The 7829-nt window shown below is 68.8% G+C and carries 10 protein-coding genes; 2 read left to right on the top strand and 8 right to left on the bottom strand.

Annotation, left to right across the window (positions count from 1 at the left end; genetic code table 11):
• Window positions 1–1439, bottom strand: a 1439-nt coding sequence (locus I71_RS15180) for a HAMP domain-containing protein (protein WP_244433855.1), incomplete at its 3' end; no start/stop codon positions are given.
• Between the two features lie 264 nt (window positions 1440–1703).
• On the opposite strand from I71_RS15180, the gene I71_RS15185 reads away from it, so the two are divergent.
• Entirely contained in the window at window positions 1704–2078 is a 375-nt protein-coding gene (locus I71_RS15185) for a hypothetical protein (protein WP_042695689.1), read from the top strand.
• Window positions 2079–2105: 27 nt separating this feature from the next.
• Here the strand turns inward: I71_RS15185 and I71_RS38300 are convergent, their stop codons facing one another.
• From I71_RS38300 to wrbA, 3 genes are read right to left on the bottom strand one after another with little or no spacing between them, the layout of a single operon-like run.
• Entirely contained in the window at window positions 2106–2270 is a 165-nt protein-coding gene (locus I71_RS38300) for a hypothetical protein (RefSeq protein WP_159107387.1), read from the bottom strand.
• Window positions 2230–3195: a glutathione S-transferase family protein gene (locus I71_RS15190; RefSeq protein WP_042695690.1), complete on the bottom strand. Its 966-nt coding sequence runs from the start codon at window positions 3193–3195 to the stop codon at window positions 2230–2232. The genes I71_RS38300 and I71_RS15190 overlap by 41 nt, the downstream gene beginning before the upstream one ends.
• A gap of 40 nt (window positions 3196–3235) precedes the next feature.
• Window positions 3236–3838: an NAD(P)H:quinone oxidoreductase gene (wrbA, locus tag I71_RS15195; RefSeq protein WP_042695691.1), complete on the bottom strand. Its 603-nt coding sequence runs from the start codon at window positions 3836–3838 to the stop codon at window positions 3236–3238.
• A 156-nt stretch (window positions 3839–3994) separates the two neighbouring features.
• Between wrbA and I71_RS15200 the strand changes: the two genes are divergently transcribed.
• Complete coding sequence (locus tag I71_RS15200; protein WP_042695692.1) at window positions 3995–4939, top strand: LysR family transcriptional regulator; 945 nt, start codon at window positions 3995–3997, stop codon at window positions 4937–4939.
• A gap of 27 nt (window positions 4940–4966) precedes the next feature.
• Here the strand turns inward: I71_RS15200 and I71_RS15205 are convergent, their stop codons facing one another.
• The 4 genes from I71_RS15205 to pabB all read right to left on the bottom strand — a co-directional run.
• A complete protein-coding gene (locus tag I71_RS15205) occupies window positions 4967–5359 on the bottom strand; it encodes a hypothetical protein (RefSeq protein WP_042695693.1) in 393 nt (130 codons plus the stop codon).
• Window positions 5360–5512: 153 nt separating this feature from the next.
• Window positions 5513–5962, bottom strand: coding sequence for a hypothetical protein (locus tag I71_RS15210; protein WP_042695694.1), 450 nt, complete (start codon window positions 5960–5962; stop codon window positions 5513–5515).
• Window positions 5963–5984: 22 nt separating this feature from the next.
• On the bottom strand, window positions 5985–6791 hold the full coding sequence (locus I71_RS15215; RefSeq protein WP_042695695.1) for an aminotransferase class IV: 807 nt from the start codon (window positions 6789–6791) through the stop codon (window positions 5985–5987).
• Window positions 6788–7829: aminodeoxychorismate synthase component I (pabB, locus tag I71_RS15220; protein WP_042695696.1), on the bottom strand; the 1042-nt coding region annotated here is incomplete at its 5' end. The genes I71_RS15215 and pabB, both read right to left, overlap by 4 nt.

The raw sequence follows: 7829 nt of genomic DNA on the forward strand, positions 1-7829 counted from the left end.
GGAGGCGGCCGGCACGCCGCCGCCCGACACGCCTGCGGCACCAGCAGGCTGTGGCGCTCGTCCAGTTCGATCACGTCGTAGAAATCGCCGCTGACCGCATGGCCGGGCACCAGGATGCCGTAGAACTGGCTGTCACGGCCGACCGGCAGCTGGCGCGGCAGCAGGCCGGACTGCACGTCGCGGGCAGCCCGCTGCTCGTCCTCGATCAGCTGTTCGGCGGCCGCCAGCTTCTCGCTCTTGGTTTCCAGCTCCGCCCCGCGCATCACCAGCTGGGCGTCGAGGGTCTCCTCGCGCGCGTTCGCCTCCATCGCCATGCGGCGGAAGACGCGGGACAGGCGGCCGAACTCGTCGTCACGGTCGGCGGCCTCGTTCAGGGTCAAGGGGTTGAAGCGCCCGGCCTCCACCGCCTTGACCGCCTCGCTCAGCCGCTCCACCGGGGCCATCTGGTCGCGGGCAAAGCGCAGGCAGGCATAGACGCCCAGCGCCAGCACGAAGATGCCGACCAGCCCGCCGATCTTCAGCTGACGGCTGAGCATCGCGCCAGGCTCCGTATAAGGGACCCGCACGGCGGCGACCGTCGGCAGGCCGGCAGCCGCACCGGCGGCGGTGGGGCCGGCATATCTGATCGGCGCCAGGGCCAGCAGGCTGCTGCCCGAGACGCGGACGGTCATGTCCGCACCGGGCAGCACCGCCTTGGCGGCAGCCGTGTCGGCATCGGACAGCGGCGTGCCGGCGCCATCGGCCGTCACCGCGCCGCGAGCCATCACCCGGCCGTCACGGTCGAGCAGCCACGCCGCCTCCACCGCGCGGGTGGCGATCAGCCCATCGATCAGCCCATCGGCCCCCGACTTTCGCTGGATGTCGCCCAGGCGCCGGACATCGGCGCCGACCTGGACGATGCGCGGCTTGTCGACGCCGGGCACCCCGGCGAACTTCATCAGCTTGCCGCTCTCCATCGCCGGTTCGGACACCACCGAGGCGGGGGAGCGGTTCAGCAGACCGGCATAGGCGCTGTGACGCGGCCCCCCCTTGGCATCCTGGCCGAACAGCGGGTCGGGGCCGGGCAGATTGTGCAGATAGGCCCGGCCGCGGTTGTCGCTGATCCACATCTCGTCCGGGCCGCCGGCTTCGGCGATCTGCTTCAGCCGGTCGTTGATGGCACGGGGCGCCAGCTTGGCCGTCTCTGCCAGCGCCACCAGATGCGCGGTCAGCGTCGCTTCGGACAGCAGCCGTTCCGACAGCAGGGCGTCGACGTCCTGCGGGAGGTCACGGGCCTGGGCGGCGCCACGGGCGAGCAGGCCGGCGGCCAGCCGCGCCTCCGTCTCGATCCGCTCGGTCAGGGCGGCACGCGTGGTGAAGGCCATCGCCGTGGTGACCGCCACCACCGCCAGCAGCACCAGACCGGTGACCAGCAGGATCAAACGCTGTTGGAACGTCATGGGATTGCGCCCGCCCCCTGTCGCGAAAGTGGATGGCTGTTGCCACCGCTTCTACCGGTCCGGGGCGCGCAAGTCCAGGCGCCGGGGCGCCACGGCGATCATGTCACGGGGACAAGGGGCCGGCAGCACCCCCCACGGGAGCCTCTCCGCGCCAGCCCCTGTGTGGCTCAAGCAAGATTCGACCGCCAGCGCGACATTATCTCTTTCGTAACCACATCGTCCGTAAGACGGAAAGCTCCGCCGTCTTCCTGCTGGTGCACGCCGATGCCGATGAATGTTCTGGAGATCGCCGTTTACGCGATGGTTCTTACCGCCAGCCAGCCCCGCCCCTACGAATGCGTCGCGGTCAAGCCGGAGGGGGTGAACTGCACCAATGGCCTGTCGGCGAAGGTCGACGGCCCGAACCTGTTGTTCAACACCGGCATCCAGGTCATCAAGGACCGTCAGGGCCGTGTGCAGCTGAGCAATGGCCTGCAGACGCGCTTCGACAGCTCCGCCTGGGTGGAGTTCCAGGATGCGGGGAGGAAGCCGGTGGTCAGCGTCCGCAAGACCGGCCCGCTGCGCTTCAAATTCTCCAACGGCTTCCAGTGCGAGGCGATGGGCAATCCGGAAGACATGGCCCGCTGCTACAAACCCTGACCCGCGGTCCCCGGCGGCCGGCTTGCCTCAGCGGCCGATGCCGCGGCGGTCCATCTCGTCCTCGATGGCGCGGCGGTTCGGCCGGATCTGGCGCTGCTCCTCGCCCAGCCGGTCATCGTTTCCGTCTGACAGCCGCCGGGGTGTCGATCCGTCACGCCTCCATCGGATCCGGCCCCAGCCCATCACGGCCATGCGGCACATCCAGGTCCAGCTCCGGCCCCTTCGGCACGATGCCGGTCGGGTTGATGGTGGCGTGGCTGCCGTAATAGTGGCGCTTGATGTGGTCGAAACTCACCGTCTCGGCCACGCCCGGGACCTGATACAGGTCGCGCAGATAGCCCGACAGGTGCGGATAATCGGCGATCCGCCGCTTGTTGCACTTGAAATGGCCGACATAGACCGCATCGAAGCGCACCAGCGTGGTGAACAGCCGCCAGTCCGCCTCGGTCAGCCGGTTGCCGACCAGCCAGCGTTGCGTCGCCAGCCTGGCGTCGAGATCGTCGAGCGCCGCGAACAGCGCGTCGAAGGCCGCCTCGTACTTGTCCTGGGAGGTGGCGAAGCCGGCCTTGTAGACGCCGTTGTTGACGGCGTCATAGACGAAGGCGTTGACGCCGTCGATCTCCGCGGCGAGATCCGCCGGGTAGAAATCGGTGCGGACGTCGGTGAAGGCGTCGAACTCACGGTTGAGCATACGGATGATCTCCGCCGACTCGTTGTTCACGATGCTGCCGGTCTTCTTGTCCCACAGGACCGGAACCGTCACCCGGCCGCTGTAGCCGGGCTTGGCCTTCAGATACACCTCGTAGAGGCGGCTGGCACCGGTGACCGGCTCCGGTTCGCCGAAAATCCAGCCCTCCGACAGCATCAGCGGTTCGACCACGCTGACGCCGATCACCTCGTCCAGCCGCTTCAGCCTGCGGAAGATCAGCGTGCGGTGTGCCCAGGGGCAGGCGAGCGACACCATCAGGTGATAGCGCCCGGCCTCCGCCCGATAAGGAGTAGAGCCGTCGGCCGACACCCGGTCGCGGAACTGAGCCTCCGTGCGGACGAAGGCACCGCCGGTCTTCTTGGTGTCGTACCACTGGTCTTGCCACTGTCCATCGATCAGCAGGCCCACGGCTCTCTCCTCTTCTTCACTGTCTGCCCGGCGTCGGGAATCAACCGTGCAGTTTCGTCGCGATCTCGGCGACATGGCGGCCCTGGAAACGGGCACCGTCCAGCTCGACGGCGCTCGGACGGCGCGAACCGTCGCCGCCGGCAATGGTGCTGGCGCCATAGGGCGAGTTGCCCATCACTTCCGAAACGCCCATCTGGCCCTGGAAGGAATAGGGAAGGCCGACGATCACCAGCCCCAGATGCAGAAGCACGGTGTGGGTGCTGAGGATCGTGCTCTCCTGCCCGCCATGCTGGGTGGCGGTGGAGGTGAAGACGCTGCCGACCTTGCCGTTCAGCGCGCCCTTGGCCCACAGCCCGCCGGTCTGGTCGAGGAAGTTCTTCATCTGCGAGGCCATGTTGCCGTAGCGGGTCGGCGTGCCGATGATGATCGCGTCGTACTGGGCCAGTTCATCGACCGTGGCGACGGGGACGTTGCTCTCGTCCTTGTAATGGGCGGACTGGCGGACGGCTTCCGGCACCAGTTCGGGCACGCGCTTCACCGCCACCTCGGTCCCGGCGACCGAGCGGGCGCCTTCGGCCACCGCCTGCGCCATCTCCGACACATGGCCCCAGCTGCTGTAATAGAGGACCAGAACCTTCGCCATCGTCGTCACTCCCTGTTCGGTTGCGTGATGAGTTGTCCATATTCCGGCCGCCGCGGCCGGTGCCGGCGCGGCGGTGACACCAGAAATAGGGCGCGGCGGCGCTTCCGGTAATCCCGGATCTTGGCACCTCATTGTTTCCGGGTGTAGAACAATGCCATGGATCGCCTCGACGACATGCTCGCCTTCATCAAGGTGGTGGACACCCGCAGCTTCACCGCCGCCGCCGACCGGCTCAATCTGTCGAAGTCGGTGGTCTCCCGCCGCATCGGCGAGCTGGAGAACAGGCTCGGCGCGCGGCTGCTGAACCGCACCACCCGCAAGCTCAGCCTGACCGAGGTCGGGCAGGCCTATTACGAGCGCTGCACCCGCATCCTCGCCGACCTGGAAGAGGCGGAGCAGGCGGTCGCCGACCTGCATGCCGCCCCGCGCGGCCGGCTGCGGCTGAACGCCCCGGTCAGTTTCGGCATCCTGCATCTGGCCCCGGCGGTGGCGGAGTTCCTGGAGCGCTATCCCGCCATCGAGATCGACATGGACCTGAACGACCGCACGGTCGATCTGGTGGACGAGGGCTATGATCTGGCGGTGCGCATCGGCCGTCTGCGCGACAGTTCGCTGATTGCCCGTCGGCTGGCTCCGGCGCGGATGGCCTGCTGCGCCAGCCCGACCTATCTGGAAAAGCACGGCGTGCCGCAGACGCCGGAGGATCTGAACAACCACAATTGCCTGATCTACACCAACGTGCCGACCCCCGAGCTGTGGCCCTTCGTCGTCGAGGGGGAGGCGCGCAGCATCCGGGTGTCAGGCCCGATCCGCAGCAACAACGGCGACCTGCTGCGCGAAGCGGCGTCGGCCGGCGTCGGCTTCATCATGTCGCCGACCTTCCTGTGCGGGCAGGCGCTGGCGCGCGGCGAGCTGGTCAGCGTGCTGCACCGTTATGTTCCGTCGGAGGTCAGCGTCAACGCCGTCTATCCGCAGAACCGCCACCTATCGCCGAAGGTGCGGGTGTTCGTCGATTTCCTGGTGCAGCGCTTCGGCCCGCGCCCCTATTGGGACTGCGCGCTGTTCGACGCCCTACCGCAGGAGTATGGCCCCCAGGACTAAGAGGACCGGTTGCGCCGGCTGACCGCCTCAGGTCGGCGAGTTCGGCCGGCGGCGGGACCGCAGGTTCAGCGCGGTGATGAAGTTCGGCTGCTGGCCGACCACCGGCCCCTGGGGAACCGGCTTCTTGGGGGCGGTGGACAGGAAGCCGCCGACCCGGCTGCGCAGTTCGACCGCATGATGGGCCGCGTCGTCGGCGGTCTCCGCCACCTGGCGGCGGACCGACGGTTCCAGCGTGTTGAAGGCGCGCGAGGCGAATTCGAAGGCCGGCTGCGATTTGGTGGCGATCACCTGACGCAGCGCCTTGGACACCAGCACCGTGTCGAGCCCCCCCGGCCCCTCGACCCCGTCCAGCACGTCGGCCAGGATGCCGATGGCCTGGAGCGTGCGGTTGTCGTCCAACGAAAGGTCGTTAGCGTCCATGCGGGTCTTCCGATCGTCTCAAGCGGTACGGGTCTCGCCCCTGCGGACACCCGGGTTTCATCGACGGAATCATAGTGTTTGCGCCGCCGTCTGGCAATGGACGCCAACACGGAGCGGGGTGGAATCGTTAAGACCGCTTTCAGCCTCAGGCGTTCAGATCGGGGCCAGGGCGGGCAATTGCGGAGCAAGCGCCAGATGCAGTTCATGGCGGCCATCCGGTTGCCCCGGGCGATAGCCGAAATCGAGCGCGATGCCCGACAGCGTCAGGCCAACCGCCCGGGCATGGGCATGAAGCCGGGCGAAACCGTCGGCAGCCGCTGCCTGCGGCCCATCCTGCATGGTGCGCAGATAGCGGCCGGCGTCGAGATCGACACGGACCATGCCGTCCGGAATCTCGCTTGCCTTCGCCGCCATGAAACCGACCAGCCGGCGCTCCAGACCATTCTGCGCCGGCAGCGACACCGCGGCGAAGGCAGCCGTTCCGGTATCGGCGGCGAACACGCGCTCCCACGCGGCGGCGACCGCGGCGGGCAAATCCTCGCCTTTGGCCTCGACCATGCAGCCGATGACGGTCAGTTCAGGGAAACTCACGGTTTCGATCATCGCAATCCCTTGGGTGGCGAAGTCACAGGTCCGGATCGGCCAGCAGGCGGGCCAGAACCGGTCCGGGAGAGCCGGCACCGACGGGATGGCCATCCACCGCCAGCAGCGGGCGCAAGCCCAGGCTGTTGGTCAGGATGGCTTCGTCGGCGCGGGCAAGATCGTCGGGGGTCAGCGCCTCCTCCTCGGCGCCATGACGCTCCAGGATCAGGGCGCGGCGGATGCCGGGAAGGGCACCGTCGGCAATGGGCGGGGTCAGCAGGCGGCCGCCGATGGACAGGAACAGGGAGGCGACGCTCGATTCCGCCAACCGGCCGGCGGCGTTCAGCAGCAGCGCCTCGTCGGCGCCGCGCTCCGCCGCCTCCTGCCGGGCCAGGATGGAATCGAGATAGTTCAGCGACTTCAGGCGTGACAGCGGCGAATGTTCGTTGCGGCGGGTGCTGCGGGCGATGACGGCGGCCACCGGCGCGGTCATGTGGGCGGCGGGTGCCACCGTCATCAGCAGGGTCGGCCGGGCATCGGCCGGCGGCAGCACGCCGCGGGCGCCGGTGCCGCGCGACAGGGTCAGGCGCAGAACGCCGTCGGTCACGCCGGTCGCCCCGATCAGCGCCGTCATCGCGTCGGTCAGTTCGGCGACGGTGTCGGGCAGCTGCAGGCGCAGCAGCCCAACCCCATCCCTCAGGCGGTCGAGATGGCGCGGCAGGTGGCGCGGCTTGCCGTCCTTGATCCGGATCGTCTCGAACAGCCCGTCGCCGAGGGTAAAGCCGCGGTCGGCCGGGTCGATCCGCGCCTCCGCCGCCGGCAGCAGCTTTCCATTCAGCCAGACCGTCATGCCAATCCTCCCGCCAGCTCGCCGGCGGCACGCAGTTGGGCGCGGGCCTTGACCAGCATCTCCTCATACTCGTCCGCCGGATCGGAATCGGCGACGATGCCGCCGCCGGCCTGGGCGATCACCGCATCCGGCGTCACCGACAGGGTGCGGATGACGATGTTGCTGTCCATGGCACCATCGAAGCCGATCCAGGCCACCGACCCGCAATAGGCGCCACGGCGGGCCACCTCCAGCTCGTCGATGATCTGCATGGCGCGGATCTTCGGCGCCCCGGTGATCGAGCCGCCGGGACAGGCGGCGCGCAGCAGATCGACCGGCCCCAGCCCCGGCAGCAGGCGCGCGGTGACGACGGAGACGAGATGATGGACGCTGGCGAAGCTCTCCAGCCCGAACAGCACCGGCACCCTGACGCTGCCGACTGTCGACACGCGCGCCAGATCGTTGCGCAGCAGGTCGGTGATCATCAGGTTTTCCGCCCGGTCCTTGATGCTGGCCGACAGGTCCGCCGCCGCCTTGGCGTCGGCCGCAGGATCGGCATGACGGGGGCGGGTGCCCTTGATCGGGCGCGTTTCGATGGTCCGGTCGGCGCCCAGCCGGATGAAACGTTCTGGCGACGCCCCGGCCAGCCTCAGCCTGGGGCCGCAATTCAGAAAGGCGGCGAAGGGCGCCGGACTGAAGCGGCGCAGCCGCTCGTAGAGCGCGTAGGCGTCCGTGCCCGCGTCGGCGTCGGCAAGGAAGCGCTGGGTGAAGTTGGCCTGATAGATGTCGCCGGCCCGGATATACTCCAAGACCCGTCCAACCCGGTCGAGATAGTCCGGGCGCGACAGCTCCGACCGCCAGCGCAGCGGCGCCGGGCCGGCCGATTGTTCCGGAGGCGGAACGGATAGCCGCGCTGCCATGCGGCGGGCGCGGTCCTCCGCCTCCGGCCGGGCGGCGATGACCCAGGCAAGGCGCTCCTGCCGGTCGAAGGCGGCAACGACGTCGTAGAGGCCGAAGGCGAAGTCCGGCTGTCCGCCCGGATGCCAGGCGGAGCGCAGA

Origin of the sequence: Azospirillum sp. B506, assembly GCF_000333595.1 — a bacterium.
Classification (GTDB): domain Bacteria; phylum Pseudomonadota; class Alphaproteobacteria; order Azospirillales; family Azospirillaceae; genus Azospirillum.